The sequence below is a fragment of the Brevundimonas terrae genome, from assembly GCF_011761985.1.
GTDB lineage: Bacteria > Pseudomonadota > Alphaproteobacteria > Caulobacterales > Caulobacteraceae > Brevundimonas > Brevundimonas terrae.
In genome coordinates this window covers 184,086-201,489 of record NZ_JAASQT010000004.1, presented here as the reverse complement: position 1 = coordinate 201,489, position 17,404 = coordinate 184,086, and the positions used below count along the sequence as shown (strand labels likewise).

General features: G+C 55.8%; 15 protein-coding genes. 8 read left to right on the top strand and 7 right to left on the bottom strand.

The window, feature by feature from the left end; genetic code table 11:
• Positions 1 to 262 precede the first annotated feature (262 nt).
• The 3 genes from FHS64_RS11235 (at position 263) to FHS64_RS11225 (ending at position 3,971) form a co-directional block, all read left to right on the top strand.
• The gene (locus FHS64_RS11235; RefSeq protein ID WP_208380902.1) at positions 263 to 1,072 is read left to right on the top strand and encodes an N-formylglutamate amidohydrolase; all 810 of its coding nucleotides are present in this window, start codon (positions 263 to 265) and stop codon (positions 1,070 to 1,072) included.
• 110 nt (positions 1,073 to 1,182) lie between these two features.
• Positions 1,183 to 2,916 carry a flavohemoglobin expression-modulating QEGLA motif protein gene (locus tag FHS64_RS11230; protein ID WP_208380900.1) on the top strand — a complete coding sequence of 578 codons (1,734 nt, stop codon included), beginning with the start codon at positions 1,183 to 1,185 and terminating at the stop codon, positions 2,914 to 2,916.
• 8 nt (positions 2,917 to 2,924) lie between these two features.
• On the top strand, positions 2,925 to 3,971 hold the full coding sequence (locus FHS64_RS11225; RefSeq protein ID WP_167178293.1) for a glutathione synthetase: 1,047 nt from the start codon (positions 2,925 to 2,927) through the stop codon (positions 3,969 to 3,971).
• Between the two features lie 669 nt (positions 3,972 to 4,640).
• On the opposite strand, the gene FHS64_RS11220 is transcribed toward FHS64_RS11225, so the two are convergent.
• From FHS64_RS11220 to FHS64_RS11200, 5 genes are all read right to left on the bottom strand, one after another.
• Positions 4,641 to 5,459 (bottom strand): TIGR02587 family membrane protein, encoded by an 819-nt coding sequence (locus tag FHS64_RS11220; RefSeq protein WP_167178292.1) that lies wholly within the window; start codon positions 5,457 to 5,459, stop codon positions 4,641 to 4,643.
• A gap of 14 nt (positions 5,460 to 5,473) precedes the next feature.
• Entirely contained in the window at positions 5,474 to 6,367 is an 894-nt protein-coding gene (locus tag FHS64_RS11215) for an SDR family oxidoreductase (RefSeq protein WP_167178291.1), read from the bottom strand.
• An 84-nt stretch (positions 6,368 to 6,451) separates the two neighbouring features.
• Positions 6,452 to 7,468, bottom strand: coding sequence for a DNA topoisomerase IB (locus FHS64_RS11210; protein WP_167178290.1), 1,017 nt, complete (start codon positions 7,466 to 7,468; stop codon positions 6,452 to 6,454).
• Between the two features lie 6 nt (positions 7,469 to 7,474).
• Positions 7,475 to 8,335: a non-homologous end joining protein Ku gene (gene ku, locus FHS64_RS11205; protein ID WP_167178289.1), complete on the bottom strand. Its 861-nt coding sequence runs from the start codon at positions 8,333 to 8,335 to the stop codon at positions 7,475 to 7,477.
• A gap of 72 nt (positions 8,336 to 8,407) precedes the next feature.
• Positions 8,408 to 8,641, bottom strand: coding sequence for a DUF5961 family protein (locus FHS64_RS11200; protein ID WP_167178288.1), 234 nt, complete (start codon positions 8,639 to 8,641; stop codon positions 8,408 to 8,410).
• Between the two features lie 118 nt (positions 8,642 to 8,759).
• On the opposite strand from FHS64_RS11200, the gene ligD reads away from it, so the two are divergent.
• From ligD to FHS64_RS11185, 3 genes are all read left to right on the top strand, one after another.
• The gene (gene ligD / locus FHS64_RS11195; protein ID WP_167178287.1) at positions 8,760 to 11,204 is read left to right on the top strand and encodes a DNA ligase D; all 2,445 of its coding nucleotides are present in this window, start codon (positions 8,760 to 8,762) and stop codon (positions 11,202 to 11,204) included.
• A gap of 306 nt (positions 11,205 to 11,510) precedes the next feature.
• On the top strand, positions 11,511 to 12,125 hold the full coding sequence (locus FHS64_RS11190; RefSeq protein WP_208380898.1) for a hemerythrin domain-containing protein: 615 nt from the start codon (positions 11,511 to 11,513) through the stop codon (positions 12,123 to 12,125).
• A 14-nt stretch (positions 12,126 to 12,139) separates the two neighbouring features.
• Positions 12,140 to 13,384 carry an NAD(P)/FAD-dependent oxidoreductase gene (locus FHS64_RS11185; protein ID WP_279588500.1) on the top strand — a complete coding sequence of 415 codons (1,245 nt, stop codon included), beginning with the start codon at positions 12,140 to 12,142 and terminating at the stop codon, positions 13,382 to 13,384.
• A 63-nt stretch (positions 13,385 to 13,447) separates the two neighbouring features.
• Here the strand turns inward: FHS64_RS11185 and FHS64_RS11180 are convergent, their stop codons facing one another.
• A complete protein-coding gene (locus tag FHS64_RS11180) occupies positions 13,448 to 13,654 on the bottom strand; it encodes a CsbD family protein (protein WP_167178285.1) in 207 nt (68 codons plus the stop codon).
• Between the two features lie 633 nt (positions 13,655 to 14,287).
• Between FHS64_RS11180 and FHS64_RS11175 the strand changes: the two genes are divergently transcribed.
• Positions 14,288 to 15,343, top strand: coding sequence for a ligase-associated DNA damage response exonuclease (locus FHS64_RS11175; RefSeq protein WP_167178284.1), 1,056 nt, complete (start codon positions 14,288 to 14,290; stop codon positions 15,341 to 15,343).
• Positions 15,340 to 16,956 carry a cisplatin damage response ATP-dependent DNA ligase gene (locus FHS64_RS11170; RefSeq protein WP_167178283.1) on the top strand — a complete coding sequence of 539 codons (1,617 nt, stop codon included), beginning with the start codon at positions 15,340 to 15,342 and terminating at the stop codon, positions 16,954 to 16,956. Before FHS64_RS11175 ends, FHS64_RS11170 begins: the two co-directional genes overlap by 4 nt.
• On the opposite strand, the gene FHS64_RS11165 is transcribed toward FHS64_RS11170, so the two are convergent.
• Entirely contained in the window at positions 16,953 to 17,264 is a 312-nt protein-coding gene (locus tag FHS64_RS11165; protein WP_167178282.1) for a hypothetical protein, read from the bottom strand. The genes FHS64_RS11170 and FHS64_RS11165 overlap by 4 nt on opposite strands.
• Between the last annotated feature and the right edge of the window lie 140 nt (positions 17,265 to 17,404).

Genomic DNA, 17,404 nt, shown 5'->3' with positions numbered 1-17,404 from the left:
TCTGCACCCTGAACGAAGCGGCTCATACCCACCTCCTGAAGACCTCAGCAGGCTAACCTAATTCGCTCGAACGGAAGCTGTTTTCACACAGCCTCAGTCATTAGCGGTAGCCACCAGTGTCTACTTTTGAGCGACAAAAGTCCCCAATCTATATGCGATACGGACCATTTTCTTGAAATCCTAGGCTCAGTTGCGGATGCAGCTCCATTCAGTGGCGGAACTTGTACACGAATGTAAACATTATATCCCAATGACTTGTAACGTGGATATATTTGATAATCTCGCCACGGACCCGTTGTGGACTTTAAAATTTGGGGCCTCGCCCCTCATAGGGACGGCTATCCATCACGGCCATGCAATCAGCCCCCTTCTTGAAAAACAGATGGCTCTCAATGCGGCAGATCGATTACGTGAGGAGGATCCCTTCACCGCACATTTCATTGCGGGCATGCCGACCCAGATTGTGGTTCACCGCTCACGCTTCGAGATCGATCTTAATCGTTCGCCAGAAAGTGCGGTCTATTTAAATCCAGAACAGGCTTGGGGTCTGGAAGTTTGGCATGAGAAGCCAGATCGGAATGCAATAGCAGACCTGCTGCGCCAGCATGCCAGCTACTACGGTTTGCTACACCACGTTCTCACCCAAACTGAGATACAGTTCGGCAAATTTATCGTTCTGGACATCCATAGCTACAACCATCGCCGCGATGGCGCAGACTCACCGCCCACAGATCAGAGCGGCGCTCCCGATATCAATATCGGTACGTTCTCAATGGACAGGGAACGCTGGGCCCACGTCATTGAGCCCTTCATGGCAAGTTTACGAGCCTCGCGCGTCAAGGGTTGTTATATTGATGTTCGTGAGAATATCGCCTTTCAGGGGAAAGGCGAACAGACCCGGTTCATCCACGAACACTTCCCCTACTCCGGCTGCGCCATAGCCGTTGAGATGAAGAAGATTTTTATGGACGAGTGGACCGGTAAACCTGACCACGCGGCCATTAAAGAATTGCGCGATGCCATAACGGCAAGTCTTCCGGTGCTTAAGACCGCACTCGAGGGCACGGCATGACCTCACGAAGTTCGGATATCGATGCGGCTGCGGTAAAAGCCTGCCTAGACAAAGACGGTCCAATCCGGCTCGACCTTAATGGTAGAGGTCGGTTGTTTATGGATCGGCCCATGCCCTTCATTGCAGTGCATGTAGGCCACCGTTCTGCGGTGGCACGCGACGTAGTGATGGCAAATGCATCCTATCTTCTAGTCCCCAATCTGTCAGACGCCGTGAATGTTATCCGCCTTGTCGGAGCTGCAATGGCCGAGCGTTTCGGAGCCTTTTTGGTCATCGATATCGGAGAATTGGCTAAGGACGGTCTTGCTAAAGATGCCCCCTACCTTGCCCCCTTTACGGTCACAGCATCTGCGCCTGCGGACAAAGCTACACAGGAGGCCCTTTCTGCTCTCATAAGCGGAATTCAGACGGCCGATGCACGTTATCGCACGCCCCTCATTGATCGCTTGAAATTAGCAGATGACACCCAAGCCAGCCTTGCCCGCAAGCTGCCGGCGTTTCCCGTCGTCACCCTTCGTTTCGCGCCGATTCATAAGGTCCCTCAATCCAATGAGGTCTATCCGGAGCTACGTGATAGGCTCGTGGCGAATGTTTTCGATGCTGTTCTCCAGTCCGTTGCTGACTTCACGCGCAAAGAAACGTGTTTGGAGCCTGCCAGTCACAGAGCTCTGGGGCGCCGTGTCTTCGTGGATGCCGTCCAGCGTGCCGACCGGGCTATTGACGATATTGCCGGACGCTTTGATTTCTTACTGTCCGTTACGCCTATCAACTCAGAAGACGCTTGGGCCGAGTTCAAGTCTCTGAACTTCGAGCGGGTTCCGCATTTCCTCTATCGTCCCCTCGCCTTCAATATCGGGGAAAGCAAAAAAGCTCTGTTCTCGATCAATCTGGAAAGGTTCGAGGATCCCGTTCTCACGACGCTCTACCGCGAGAAACAAACCGAGCTCGACCTACAGCTTTCCATGCTCGCGGCGCGTGGTGCACGCCAGTTTGTTGATCTGGGCCGCGCATTATATCGCCCGATTGAGCCTCGCCTTAGCCAGGCAGCGCAAGACATATTACAAGCCACCGCCGGTCTTCCATTGGACGGCGATGCCGACACTGTCGATTACCGGTTTCTTGAACGGCGCGCCCAAACCATGATCGATCGCTATTCAGCGCAGTCGAAAGGCTTCGCAGCGTCGGTTGCCGTACGGGACGACCTGCCTGCCGGCATGATGGTGAGTAATGGCAAACTGCTCATTTCACGTCACACATCGATGTCCAAGGCACGGGTAGAAGCCTTGCTCAGCCACGAGGTCGGCGTCCATTTGCTGACCTTCTTCAATGGCTCGGAGCACGGACTAAAAATATTCCGCAGCGGCTTGGCGGGCTATGAAGGTGCGCAAGAGGGGTTGGCCGTTCTGGCCGAATACCTGTCGGGCGGAATGACTGTATCACGCCTTCGTCTTCTGGCGGCCCGCGTCTGCGCTGTCGCCGGAATGCTTGACGGCGCAAGCTTCGTAGATACCTTTTCAATGCTTCATAGAGAGCAAGGCTTCTCGGACAGAAATGCTTTCAACACTGCCCTTCGTGTCCATCGAGGCGGTGGACTTGCCAAGGATGCCATCTATCTGCGCGGACTGCTGGAACTTCTGGATCACCTTTCGAGGGGTGGTGCGCTCGATGCATTCTGGATGGGCAAGATCGCGTCTTCGCATCTATCTGTAATGCAGGAATTGAGCTTACGAGGCCTTCTCAAACCTCCGAAAATCATGCCGCAGTTTCTAAATCTGCCTGGAGCCGATCAAAGACTGGCCCGTCTGAAGACCGGGCTTTCACCTCTAGACCTTATTACTGCGTAGGAGGCCTCATGCGCATCGCATTCTTCGTCAACTCTATCGAGGGCGAAACGCCCCGTTACACGACCACTATTCTGGCGTTGGCGGCAATGAACCGAGGGCATGAGATTTGCTATGTGACACCCTCGGATTTCGTCCTTTCCCCCGATGACAATCTTTCGCTTAGCGGTCTGGAGTTACCATCCGGCAACTATAAGAAACCCGAAACTTTTCATCGGGCGCTCCAAAGCAGTGAAGCCACCAAGCGCCTGTTTGATATGAGTGAAATCGACGTTCTGTTCTTGCGTAACGATCCCTCCCTCGATGCGATTGATCGGCCTTGGGCTGCAAATGTTGGGATTATCTTCGGACGAATGGCGGCCCAGCGCGGTGTCCTTGTCGTCAACGATCCTGACGGGCTCGCCCAAGCGCAGAACAAACTCTATTTTCAGGATTTCCCGTCTTCGGTCCGGCCCCTAACGCTGATTTCCAAAAACATCGATGAAATCCGAAGCTTCATTCAAGGCCAGAAAAAGGGCGTCATCATCAAACCGCTACAGGGATCTGGTGGCAAGAACGTCTTCAAGATCTCATCGCCTAAAGACCATAACCTGAACCAGATTTTCGAGGCCGTGAGCGAGGAAGGCTACTTGATTGCTCAGGCCTTCATCCCTGAAGCCGGCGAAGGCGATGTAAGATTCTTTTTGATGAATGGACGCCCGCTCGTCCGCGACGGCAAATACGCAGCGTTCCGTCGCGTACCCGCCAAGGGGGAGATTCGATCCAACATTCATGTTGGCGGCGGCCCCGCACCTGTAGAGGTCAGCGCGACAATGCTGGAGATTGCCGAAACGGTCCGGCCCAAGCTCATTCAGGATGGCATGTTCCTCGTCGGGCTCGACATTGTCGGAGACAAGTTGCTCGAGATCAATGTCTTCACGCCCGGCGGCATTAACAACTTGTCCCTGCTTTACGACACGCACTTTGCGGACAGCATCATTGAGGCCTTGGAAAAGAAGAAGACAATCAGCACCTCCTATGGCCATCAAATTAGTAATCGAGAGCTAGCTACGCTTTAAATTTCACTGAGATTGTCACGTTGGTACTTCAGTCACCATTGCGTTCTTCAGAAACCAACCTGAGGAACCCTCCCTTCCTCCGTCTGCATCAGAATCTCAGACGGAACCAATGTCTGACCAAGCTCCCGAGCGTACCTTAACGGTGCAACACTGTCACAAAGTCAACGCCCGGTGCCTCGGATAAAAAGGCGCAAAAGACCCAAGCCGAGTCCCGCAAACGTGCCGGACCGGATGGTCCCGATGCGAAGGTAGTGGGCGACATATTTAAACGTCAGCCATAGCCCTACTGACGCCTCTAAGGGTCAATCCAACTTTCAACGGTGATCTGAACCACCCCTTCAGCGGGGACGTGCATAACAGCCCGCCGGTTTCCGCGCGCGGGGACATAGTCGATAACGGCTTGAACGATTTCTCCTGAGGTTTCAGTCGTAACGGTGACATCGGACGCGGTTCGTTCGCCTTTGTTGTCGACTTGCACGATAAGCTGACGACCTCCCTCAATGGGGGCCGTGTCGAGCACTCGCGCCGATAGCCTCGCCTCATCTCCGCCTCTCAGGCTTTCGAGCACAAGAATGGTCACGCAAGCCATGACGATAACCATTCCCAGAAGTGCAATCACACCCTGCACACGTGCTTTTCGACGCCTTGGTCGACGTTTAAAATTCAGCCTCATACCAAAAGCCTCGCTGCGGCAGCGCCCAACGACGCCGGAAATGCCAGCACAACCGTATTGGCCATGATTGCCCCCGTGCCATGCGCATCATTCATGCCGAGTAGTGCCAGAATGCCCATGCTGGCCAATAGACAAATAGCATAACCGGGCACGGTAAAATGCAGCAAGGCCTCCAGAGGCGTCTCCTGTTCCTCCTGACCGGCAAAGCCAACCTCGAACACGAATATGTGGAGCAGCAACATCGACAACCCCATCAGCGCCAGTGTCGCCTCGGGTCCGATCCGGTAAGCGACAAGCTGGATTTCCTCGGTCGGCGCTAGATTCAGCGCCAGAAAAAGCGCACCGGACATCATCAGGAATAACTCGCCAAAATAATCGCCTTTGCGCACGCCATCCTGCCGGTCATCCGCCGCTAACTGCTTACGCGCTAGCAGGGCACCGATCGCTGCGGGCACCAACTGCATAGTCAATTGGCCCGTCGCGACGCGAAGATTTCCCAGTTCCCAGGCACCCGTTAGCGTCAACAAAGCCGCGCCTGTCACAGCCGCAACGAACAGTGCAACGGCCACTTCGAGCAGATTATCCCAACCTCCCCGACTGGACGTGAAACCAGCATAATGGGCAAGACCGTAAAGCACGGGCAAACTGGCCAGCAGAAACATTAGCTGACGCCAAGGCTCCAACGTCATTCCCAGTTGCCACATCTCCATCGTCAACAACAATGGCAGGGAAAACAACAGCGCGCCGCCGAAGGCTCGCCCCAGATCGCGCAAATAGGTCGCCTGCATCTTATGATTGGCTTTAAAGCGCCCCATGGCTTTAACGCGACCTAGCCAATGCCCGCTCCACCGGTCACGCCCCACACTTCGCCCGTGACAAAACTGGCTTCCCGTGACGCCAAAAGGACATAGACGGGCGCGATTTCGACAGGCTGCCCGGGCCTGCCAAAGGCGCTATGCGCGCCGAAGTTCCTGACCTTTTCATCGGGTTGACCGCCGCTGGGCTGAAGCACAGTCCAGAACGGACCGGGGGCGACTGCGTTGACGCGAATGCCTCGCTCAATAGCCTGTTTTGCCAGCGCCTTCGTATAGGTGACGATGCCGCCCTTTGTAGTCGCATAATCTAACAGGATGTCACTGGGCTCATAGGCCTGAATAGACGCCGTAGTGATGATGGCGGCACCGGCGGGCATGACCGGCATCGCCGCCTGACATAGCCAGTGCAAGGCATACAGGTTGGTCTTCATCGTCGCGTCAAAATCGCTGGTAGAAAACTCCGACAGATTATCGCGATATTGCTGGCGCCCCGCATTGACCACGAGGATGTCCAGCCCCCCGAACGCTTCAACGGTCCGTGCGACCATGGTCTCATTCCATGCTTCGTCGCGAACATCACCGGCCAGCGCCAGCGACTTTACACCTTCCGCTTCGATCAGCTTGATGACCTCAGCCGCATCCGATTCCTCGGAAGGCAGATAGGCTATCGCGACATCGGCACCTTCTCTCGCAAAGCTGATAGCGACAGCGCGCCCGATGCCGGAATCGCCGCCAGTGATCAGTGCACGACGACCTGCCAGCCGCCCATAGCCACGATAACTGTTTTCGCCATGATCGGGCGCTGGTGTCATGCGCTTTACTAGACCTGGCGCGGCTTGTTCCTGATCCGGAAACGGCGGCCGAGGATATTGATTGCGCGGATCCTGCATCGATGACCGGTTCTCCATGGTGCGTATCTCCTTGGGTGATCGGTTCTGCTGAACCTATAAAAACAATCCTTTAGCCACTCCCATGTTCCCGACCGTCTCAGTTCAATTGCTGGCAGCTAAGGCCTTGGCTAACGCGCGTTCGAACGACTTGGCCGAGGTGCGCGGCAGTGCATCGGCGATTGCACCACGCTCGAACAAGTCGACAACGCGCGGGTGCACATAGGCACTGCGACAAACTGCGAGCGTATTGCCTAACAAAGATGCCGCCTCGCGAATGCAGATATTGGCCTTGCGCTTCGCATCCGAAGGCGAAGTAGGCGGCTCAGTGTCACAAAGGGCGCGAGCCACGCACACAGTCGCAGCCCATGTGCGAAAATCCTTGGCCGAGAAGTCCTCGCCCATATTCTTACGGATAAAGGCATTGATATCATCGGATGTGACAGCGCGGAGTTGTCCCTCGTTATCGACATACTGAAACAGGGTGTGGCCGGGCAATTCGCTCAGCCGCCTAACACCGGTGGCCAGTCTGCGGTCTTGCACATTCATGTCATGAACAATCCCGCTTTTGCCGCGAAACCGTAACCGCAATTCAGTGCCACTGACCTCGATATGGCGTTTGCGTAGAGTCGTCAGACCAAAGCTGCGGTTCTCGCGCGAGTAACGGGAATTGCCTACGCGGATTAAACTTAGCTCCATCAGGCGCATCGCCGTTGCCACAACCTTTTCCTGATCGAATTTGCGCCGCGCGAGGCCTTTTTCAATGGCCATTTCCAGCTTTGGCAGAGCCGCAGCAAAAGCCGGCATTCTCGCGAACTTGTTCTCGGACTGGGCCTTCGTCCAACCCGGGTGATAGCGGTATTGTTTTCGCCCGCGCGCATCACGGCCTGTCGCCTGAATGTGGCCATTGCGGTGCGGACATATCCAAACCTGTGTCCAAGCCGGTGGAATGGCCAGGGAAAGTATTCTCCCCAGCACCTTTTCATCCGTTACACGCGAGCCATCCCGCCCCAGATAAAAGAAACCCCGCCCTGCGCGTTTGCGGCGGATGCCTTCTGTTTCATCCGAACACCAGCGTAGTCCGGCGGGTATTTCCTCTTTATCGACGCCATTGCGACCCAAGGCAGATCACCCTGCTTTTCGTGCGCGCGGTTTGCTGGTCTTTGCCGCTGATTTGGATGGCGATTTTGATGTGGGCTTGCTCGCCGAGAGTCCGGCCTTGGCGTCCAGGCTGGCGCGCAGCGCTGCCATAAGGTCGACCACATTGTCATCCTTGGGGGCAGAGACTTTTGCGGGCTTTTTGCCCTTCTGCTTGTCGGCAATCAGCGCCTTTAACGCATCTTCATACCGGTCATTGAACTTGTCGGGATCAAAGGGCCCAGCCTTCTGCTCTATGATCTGTTCGGCAATCTTGATCATGTCCGCATCCGGCTTGGCGGTTGATATGCCTTCAAACACCTCTTCGGGTTGGCGCACCTCGTCATCGGTTCGCAGCGTGTAAGCTAAAATGCCCTTGCCGCGCGGCTCCAGCGCCAGAAGTCGCTCCCGTGTGGACATCACAACCCGCGCCAGTGCGATCTTCCCCGATTTCTCCATGGCTGTACGAATGACGTTGAAGGCGTCCTGACCGATCTTTCCCTCGGGCGCGAGGAAATAGGGATTGTCCCAATAGATACGGTCGATGTCTTTGGCTGGTACGAAGCTTTCAATGTCGATGGTTTTGGTGCTCTCCAGCTTTACCGACTTAATCTCCTCGTCGGTCAGCAGGATATATACGCCCTTCGAAACCTCATAGCCCTTCACTAAATCCGAACGCGCAACCGGTCCCGTATCCGGATCGGTCGTGACCATCTTGATCCGGTTATTGGTCTTTGGATTGATCAGGTTGAAGTGAACGTCACCACCCGTCGAGGTTGCCGTATAAAGCGCCACAGGACAGGTCACGAGCGACAGCTTTAGATGACCTTGCCAACTGGGTCTGGGAGCCATGGACGCACCTCGTTTTTGAACAGCCTTGTCAAAGGGACTTTTTACAAACGAGTGTTACGGCAAACAGTTCGATTAAGAGCAGGCTTTCAGATCACCGCTATCCGTATCCAGCAGAAAACAATGTTGGTTTCCGTCTTCGATATCGGTCACCCAGAGCTTGAGTTCCGGCACCGGCGGCGATGTAACAAAATCCTCAATATAGCTGACCGCTGCGGCTTCTAAGGTCGGTTCCACGACAATGCGCGTCGGGTGTCCGGTCGCCATGACGCGATAACGGTTCAACTGTTCAGATGCGATTTCGGCCATAGCTATTCTCCGTTCCAGATTCAACGCACGGGACACCGGATGGATTTCCTGAAAGATCTGAAATCTGTGGACGGTGGAGCGCAACGCCAGAACGATCGTTAGTATGGCGGAGGTCTGTATGCCCAATCCCCGCTTGGATACCTATCGCCAGATGCGCGACTTTACACGAACGGAGGAGCCGTTCGGTATTGGTGCTGAGATCGCCGCATCAGACCACCTGCGCTTCGTCATCCACAAACATGATGCCAGCCGCCTGCACTTTGACCTGCGGCTGGAGTGGAACGGCACATTCCTGTCATGGGCCGTGCCTAAGGGCCCTTCGCTGGACCCCGCCGACAAACGGCTAGCCATGGCTGTTGAAGACCACCCCCTCGACTATGGCGACTTTGAAGGCCCCATCCCAAAGGATCTGTATGGCGGCGGCACAGTGATGATTTGGGACCGCGGGCTATGGATACCCGAACATGGCTTCGAGGACGTCGACAAGAATCTGCAAAAAGGCGAACTGAAATTCGTCATGGAGGGCCACAGGATGCACGGCTCATGGGTGCTGGTCCGGCTCAAACCCAAGGCCGGAGAAAAGGGCAAACCATGGATGCTGATCAAGCATAAAGACAGTGCGGCGAAGACGGGCAACAAGGGCGGCCCTAGCGATCGTGACAAATCGATTGCCTCGATCCGCACCATGAAGCAGATCGCCGCAAACGCTTCGGGCGAGATTGCGCCCTACATGACCCTGCCGCGCAGGAGCGCAAAGCTAGAGAAGTCAGTGCCTACTCTCCCTCGCCCCAACGCAAAGAACTCCCAACCGCCTGACATTCCCGACTTTATCGAACCGCAACTGGCCGCCAATATTTCCACCCCACCAGCAGGCAATATGTGGGCGCACGAAATCAAATTCGACGGCTATAGGCTTCAACTAAGGATTGACGGCGAGCAGAAGACCCTACGCACCCGCAAAGGATTGGACTGGACCAAGCGCTTCCCGTCCATCGTCGCCGATGCGAAGGGTCTTCAAGACGGCCTCTATGATGGCGAGGCTGTGGCATTGGACGACGAAGGAAAGCCCAGTTTTGCTCTGCTCCAAGCCGTCATGGGTGGTGAGAGCGATGCCCCGCTTATCTATTACGCCTTTGACCTGCTGCATGATGGCCAACAGGACATTCGCAGCCTGCCTCTCGCAGATCGCAAGGCAAAACTGGAAAAGCGTTTAGCTAAAGCCAAGGGCGCTATTCGGTATGTCGAACATTTCCAGACGACAGGGAACGCGCTCTTGCAATCAGCCTGTCGGCTCGACCTCGAGGGGATTATCTCTAAGCACTTGAATTCACCTTATCGCTCTGGTCGCAGTGACGATTGGGTTAAGTCGAAATGCCGACAAGGGCAGGAAGTTGTGATCGCTGGATGGGCGACGACGGGCAAAAACTTCCGGTCGCTGATCGCGGGGGTATATCGTGAAGGTAGGCTGGAGCATGTGGGCCGGATCGGCACCGGCTTCAGCCGTAAGACCGTCGAGCAGCTCATGCCCGAACTAAAGGCCATCGAGACGGCCAAGAGCCCCTTCCCTGATAGCCCCAAATCCATTGCAGGGGTCCACTGGGTCAAGCCCGTTCTGGTCGCCGAAATCGCCTTTGAAGGCTTTACCGGATCTGGTTCGATCCGACAGGCCTCGTTTAAAGCACTGCGTGAGGACAAGGCCCCCAAAGAAGTCGCGCTTGATAATCCTCAGGACACCTCAAAGCCTTCGATAGGTGCCGAAGCCCCACTACGCGGTGTTCGCCTATCCAGTCCGGACAAGGTCTTGTGGCCCGCGACCAAAGATAGGCTCGCCATCACCAAACGCGATCTGGCTGAATATTACGAGCGCGTCGGCGAGAAGATGCTGGAACACATCCGGGGTCGACCTTGCTCCATCATCCGTATGCCCGATGGGATCGAGGGCAAGAGCTTCTTTCAAAGACATCCCGTTAAGGGCCAATCACCGCTGATCGAAGCCGTCGAGATCAAGGGCGATCCCAAGCCCTATATCCGCATAGATACCGTGGAGGGTTTGATTGCGGCAGCGCAGTTTGCGGCCGTCGAAATTCACCCCTGGAACTGTGTGCCCTATCAGCACGACAAGGCAGAACGTCTGATCTTTGACCTCGACCCTGCACCGGACGTTGGTTTCGAAGAGGTCATCTTAGCGGCCAAAGAAGTCCGCGCCCGGTTGAAAGAATTGGGCCTCGAAAGTCACTGCAAGACGACAGGAGGCAAAGGACTGCACGTCACCACCTATGTCGAGCACCTTGATATGGACTGGACAGAAGCCAAGGGCTTCGCCCGCGAGTTCGCCCGCGTGATGGCAGTAAACGCACCCGACCGCTATCTGATAAGCATGTCAAAAGAGGCACGCAAAGGACGCATCTTCATCGACTACCTGCGCAACGATCGTAAAGCGACCGCTGTTGCACCCTACTCCCCTCGCGGACGACCGGGCGCTCCTGTCTCGATGCCATTGAGTTGGAGCCAGGTCCGCAACGGCCTTGATCCATGCCGCTATCGCATTGAGCCTATAAGGTAAATTGGCTGATTGGGTGCAGCGCCGTAAGGCGTCAGACCGTTCGTGTGTAATACTTTCAGGCTCAAGCGGCTGGTTCCGATAAAGGCATTTAAGCAACTTCACAGCAGCCCTGTATCTCGTCGTCGCTGGACCACAAAATCTAAACCTCGTCTTCATTATGACCGCACGTCTTTCTCCATCAGAGGTGCGAGGGAACGTAGTCGGTGCCCATTGGGTTTAGTTCAGTGGAATGGTGAAGGCTTCAGGCGCTCGCTTTAAGGTCCCACCGATCCAGTTAACACCTGAACCCTACGTGTGGAGATCAATATGCCAAAGCATGCTCACCTCCAGCAGCCGACCAAGACATCACAGCAGGCCAAGGCGGACGCAATCGCCAAGGCTCAGGACATGGCTCCTGATCTATCTATTCATATCGGCTCGACCCCGGAGACACCATTCCGCGGTGATCCCGATATATTCGGCCGACTGGTCGAGGATCATGATCGACACCGCGCCCTGCTGGCAATGATCCAGCAAACACATGGCAAGTCAGAAGACAGGCAGTTGCTGTTCAAAGAGCTGGTGAAGGAACTGAAATCACACGCCGCTGCCGAAGAGCAAGCCTTGTGGTCGACAGTCCTACGAGAGCCCACCACAACTGAAGATGCCCGTCACGCAGTCGCGGAACACAAGGAACTGGACGACATGCTGGCGGATCTTGCCGCTCGCGATATGGCGTCTTCCGGCTGGTTACGACGCTTTGCAGCGCTCAAGGAAGAGTACCTTCACCACATCGGTGAGGAAGAGCAGGAGCAGTTTGTGGCCGCTGAAAAAATCCTGACCGATGCAGATCGCAAATACATGCGTAAAGTCTTTGAGCGTCGGAAAAACGAAGAGAAAGCGGCTGTAAAAATCGAAAAGAAAATCAAACTGAAAGCGTGAGGATCGGTGTGTCCATGCCCTCGGCTACGAAAGAGCGCGATCTACGAACCGGTCACTCGCTATGGGCAGATTCACCAGCGTTAGGTGTAGAGGCCAAACCTCTGAACTCGAGCGTTTCAGTCGATATCGCAGTGATTGGCGCAGGCATCACCGGAGCCTTTATGGCCCATGCCTTGTCATCCGCAGCCACTGTCCTGAAAGAGAAATTCGGCCGCCATCCTAGCATCCTTGTCCTAGATCGGCGCGCCCCCCTTCAAGGATCGACCCTGGCTTCCACTGCCATGCTGCAATGGGAAATCGATCTCCCGCTCATTGAACTGACCAAGAAAATTGGACCCGAGAAAGCTTCAAGGGCTTACAAACGGTGCTTTCGCGCTCTGTGCGACCTGACAGATCTGATTGAGTCGGAACGCATCCGCTGCGCTTTCGAAGATCGCAGCACCTTGTATCTGGCGGGCGATCTCTACGGTTCGCGGGCACTGGCTACCGAAACCGAAGCCAGACGCGAACTTGGCCTACCCAGCCAATATCTATCTGCGGCAGACCTGCGTGACCGTTATGGTATTGATCGTACAGGTGCCATTCTCAGCATTGGGTCAGCTTCTGCAAATCCGGGTCAACTCGCCGCCGCCTTACTACGACGTGCCACCGCCAATGGCGCAACAATCCACACGCCGGCCGAGGTTCTGGATGTTCTAACTGATCCAGACGGGGTGAGCCTGAGACTCGACAATGATGTGATCGTGCGTGCCAAAAAGGTGGTGTTCTGTACCGGCTATGAACTGCCTAAAATGGTCAGCATACCCAAGGCGGATATCCTTTCGACATGGGCGATCGCTTCAGACACAACGGCTACTATCCCAGACTGGCTTAAGACCACGATGGTGTGGGAAGAATCGGATCCATACCTCTATTTTCGTTCAACACCCGACGGGCGGATCATCCTCGGCGGTGAAGATGAAGAGAGCGAGGCACGGCATTCGATCAAACGGCTGCTCGATACCAAGGCGAAAACCCTCAAAAACAAACTGTATCAGCTCGTTCCTGACATACGCTTGGAACCCGAATACAAATGGGCCGGAGCCTTCGGAAACAGCACGACAGGCCTACCGTTTATCGCGCCGGCCGAAGACATGGATAATGTCTGGGTGGTGGCGGGCTTGGGCGGCAATGGCATCACCTACTCGATAATCGCCAGCCAGATCATCACCTTGGCGTTTGCAGGCACACGCGATCCCGATGGAAACCTGTATTGGTGATGCCCTGCCCCTCGACCGTATTCATAAAAAAGCCCGCTCGGGAGAGCGGGCCTCTTTTTATGGTCATGCTTGGTTTTGATACCACTCGTCAACCTGACGCTTCGCCGTTTCGCGATCCGTGCCGTACAGTTCCTGAATACGGCCCTCCAGCTGCTGGCGATTACCGTTGATCTGGGTCAGATCGTCGTCAGTGAGTTTACCCCACTGCTCCTTCACCTTGCCAGAAAATTGGTTCCAGTTGCCTTCGACGCGGTTTGTCCAGTCGGCCATTTCATGACTCCCTATTACCCGCCCAGCTCAAATGTAAACGGCTAGTAACGGGGCTTGTTCCCCATTTGGGGGATCACAAACATCTCGGCAGCGTGATGGGCCGATCTTTATGGGCGGAAAGTTACCCGCCCTGGTGCTGCAGCAGCGATACTACGCATGTCTGCAGTGGGCCGTGTCATCATGCCTTCGAGCGTCAGGCTCGCACCATGGAAAAGCGAACGCGCAATCGCAACCAGATCCTCCGTAGGTCGGACGTCCGCATGAATAACCAGTGACCCACCGGCTTCAGCGATCTCGCATAGCTCTTCGGTTGTGCGTGTGAACATCAACTTCCCCTCAACTTTTCTACCTTCAAGATGAGAGAATGCTTCGCCAAAGCGAGTTGTTCCGCTTTTACCGGAACAATGTTCACTTAAGGGTGTTTCTATATTTGTTGGACGCAGTGCGGCTTCTGCGCTCCGCATTTGCTCTGATAAAGATACCCTCTCGCACTTGGGCGAGGGGGTATTTTCATTACCATGAAGTATGGAACACCCATTGGAGGGGGGGCTGTTAACTAAGCACAGCACGAAGGCCCCTTATCAGCTTAAAAATCGTTCTGAACCGCTAAGACCTTGGTTGCGTTATGAGCCTATGACTCAGGCTTCAACCGGATCAGATTATTCCCGTTTTTCACGGATACTGCGTCCTACCGCAAATGGGCTTTGGTGCCCTCAAGGCGATTTCTATATCGACCCTCCTAGACCTGTAGACAGGGCGATTATTACCCACGGTCACGCCGATCACGCACGTTGGGGCCATGGTCATGTGATGGCCACGCCCGAGACACTGGCAATCATGGCTGTTCGCTATGGTTCGGATTTCGCGCAAACCGCCCAGAGCCTTGAGTACGGCAAGCGTGTGAACGTGAACGGGGTGGAAGTCTCGCTACATCCCGCAGGGCATGTTCTGGGTTCGGCGCAGGTCGCCGCCCGCACAAAAGGCATCACCATTACCGCATCGGGCGATTATAAACGCCGACGCGACCCGACCTGCACAGGCTTTGAGCCTGTGCCCAGCGATGTGTTCATTACCGAGGCGACCTTTGGACTACCTGTATTTCGCCACCCGCCCGATAGCCACGAAATAGGCAAGCTAATCCACTCGCTACAACAGTTTCCCGAGCGGGCGCATCTGGTCGGGGCATATGCGCTGGGTAAGGCGCAGCGGGTGATGATGCTGCTTCGCGAGGCAGGCTATGACGAGACGATCTATGTCCACGGCGCGCTGGAAAAGCTGAACCGGCTTTATGAAAGCTTCGGTGTCGATCTCGGGCCGTGGCAGACGGTATCGGGCGTAAAATCCGACTTTGCGGGCAAGGTGATTATTGCCCCGCCATCGGCCATAGCCGACCGCTGGAGCCGTCGCTTTCCTGATCCTGTAAGTGCCTTTGCATCCGGCTGGATGAGCGTGCGGGCGCGTGTGAGGCAAAGGGGCGTGGAACTGCCGATCATACTATCGGACCACGCAGATTGGGACGAACTGACCGACACTCTGACAGAGTTGAACCCCACCGAAGTCTGGATCACGCACGGGCGCGATGATGCCCTGTCGCGCTGGGCGCAACTCAACGGCATGACGGCGCGGGCGCTGCATCTGGTCGGCTATGATGAAGAGGATGATGAGCCTATTGAAGAGGCCATCGAATGAAGGCCTTTGCCGAACTGCTGGATCGGCTGTCGTTGACGGCGTCGCGCAATGCCAAACTGCGGCTGATCCGTGACCATCTGGCAAGCGTTCCCGATCCTGATCGTGGTTGGGCGCTGGCGGCGCTGACGGGCGGTTTGACGTTTAAAGAAGCCAAGGCCAACATCATCCGCAGGGTGGTGGAGGAGCGGGTCGATGCCGAACTGTTCCGGATGTCCTATGACTATGTCGGCGACCTTGCCGAGACAGTGGCGCTGATCTGGCCTACACTCCACGGGGCCAACCGCGAGCCGGAAGTCTCGGAGGTTATCGAGGCTCTGACCCATGCCAAGCGCGGCGAGGTCTATGGCCTGATCGAAAACTGGCTGGATGCGCTGGATGCCGATGGTCGCTGGGCCTTGTTGAAGCTGGTGACGGGTGCGCTTCGTGTGGGCGTATCGGCACGCTTGGCGTGGCAGGCGGCTGCCGATTACGGCGGTGTCGATGTGGCCGATATTCAGGAGGTCTGGCACGGGCAGGAGCCGCCCTATGTGGACATGCTGGCCTGGCTGGACGGCAAGGGCGAAAGGCCACAGGTCGAAGCGCATGGTCGCTTCCGCCCCGTCATGTTGGCCCATCCTATTGACGAAACGACAGAAATGCCGCGCCTGAACCCCGTCGACTTCGTGGCCGAATGGAAATGGGATGGCATTCGTATTCAGGCCGTCGCCGAGGGTGATATCCGCCGTCTCTATTCGCGCACCGGCGAGGACATCAGCCACGCCTTCCCCGATGTGGTCGAGGCGATGGATTTTCACGGCGTGATCGACGGCGAACTGATTGTGCTACGCGACGGCCAGATGGGCAGCTTCTCTGACCTGCAACAAAGACTGAACCGCAAGACGGTGGATGCAAAGCGCATGGCTGCTTATCCCGCCGGTATCCGCGCCTACGACCTATTGGCCGAGGGGGATGAAGACACCCGCCCCCTGCCCTTTTCCGAGCGACGGGCACGTTTGGAAGCCTTCGTTGCCGCCATACAATCACCGCATCTCGACCTGTCTCCGTTGGTGCAGATCGAGGGCTGGGAGGAACTGGCCGAACTGCGCGCCAATCCGCCCGAAGGTGACGCGCGTCTCGCCGAAGGCTTCATGCTGAAACGCCACGACAGCATCTATGAAGCGGGACGCCCCAAGGGGCCGTGGTTCAAGTGGAAACGCGACCCTATGCTAGTCGATGCCGTGCTGATGTACGCCCAGCGCGGGCACGGCAAACGCTCCAGCTTCTATTCGGACTTCACCTTCGGCGTCTGGACCACCGATGAAGTCGGCCAGCGCGTGCTGACCCCCGTGGGCAAGGCCTATTTCGGCTTTACCGATGAAGAGTTGAAACAGCTCGACAAGTTCGTTCGCAACAACACCACCGACCGCTTCGGCCCCGTCCGCGCCGTCACCGCCACGCCCGAGTTCGGCCTTGTGCTGGAAATCGCCTTCGAGGGCCTCCAACGCTCAACCCGCCACAAGTCCGGCATCGCCATGCGCTTCCCAAGGATCAACCGCATCCGGTGGGACAAGCCTGCGGGCGAAGCGGATGAATTGGGAGTGTTGGAGGGGATACTAATCCCTACGGGCACTTAAATTGCCTCTATGCCCTCAAATAGAGAAGCAAGTTTTTCTCCGTCACCATAAACACCAAACACTCTAGTTTGTTTAAAATCTATCTTTCTTATGATCAAAACGTCGGTCTCAGAATCTAGACCCGCGGTCAATTTTTGAGCAACCGCACTAATTCGATTTTCGGACGTAGCGAACGCTGCGAAGGAGGTCGGCTCTTCCCAAAGATTAGAAGACGCTGGAAGTGTCTCGATTGCATCGTAGATACTGTCTCGGCGCTCTTGATGATTACCGACCTCAGCAACGCGGAACGAAATCCAATATTTAGGCATCCACGCCTCCTTTAAAAATCAATGGTACGGAAAAGCTAGGCTCCCATGGTGGCATTTCAAGGCGCAGCCATAAATTTTTATACGAATGTAAATTGGTGTTCTTGCGGGAGACGATCGTGGATATGCAAAGCGATACATCA